This is a genomic window from Bacillus haikouensis (genome assembly GCF_013179555.1).
GTDB lineage: Bacteria > Bacillota > Bacilli > Bacillales > Bacillaceae_B > Rossellomorea > Rossellomorea haikouensis_A.
This window is the reverse complement of record NZ_JABMCR010000626.1, coordinates 1-556: the sequence shown is the minus strand read 5'-3', so window position 1 is coordinate 556 and position 556 is coordinate 1. Positions and strand designations below refer to the sequence as shown.

Sequence of the window (556 nt, the reverse complement as noted above, 5' to 3'; positions counted from 1 at the left end):
TGCATTGGGAATAAAAGCGGTGTCATCCTTAGAAGAAATTGAAGGATCTGTGGATATAGTCAATGTATTCAGACGTTCTGAATTCCTCCCGGATATCGCAAAAGAATTTGATAAAATTGATGCTAAAGTTTTCTGGGCTCAGCTCGGTGTCGTGAATGAAGAAGCTTTTTCTTTCCTGAAAGATCGTGGGTATACAGTGATTATGGATCGTTGTATTAAGGTTGAACATGCTTTAACCAAATAAATCTCACTGAGGCAAGCGGCATTCACCGCTTGTTTTTTTTCGGATTATTGATATAAACACTTACATTATGGATGTTCAGAGTTCAAAACATATGATAAATCCACTGAAATCGGGCATTAAACATAAAATTAATTTGCGAAAATGAAATAAAACGCTACAATATAGCATAGTGGTTTACCTTTAAAATGAGGAAAAACAGGTAAACGAACAAATGTTCTTGTGTTATAGTAAGTATAGAACATTATAAACCCGTTCAGTAAGTTCAGATACGGGCAGAGAAGTTCGAAAGGGGAATGTTCGTGGCCAACCAGA

1 protein-coding gene is annotated in these 556 nt (G+C 36.2%); it reads left to right on the top strand.

The features are described from left to right. The coding region (locus HP456_RS24745) for a CoA-binding protein (protein WP_172255937.1) at nucleotides 1-244 on the top strand (244 nt) is incomplete at its 5' end. Nucleotides 245-556: the final 312 nt, after the last annotated feature.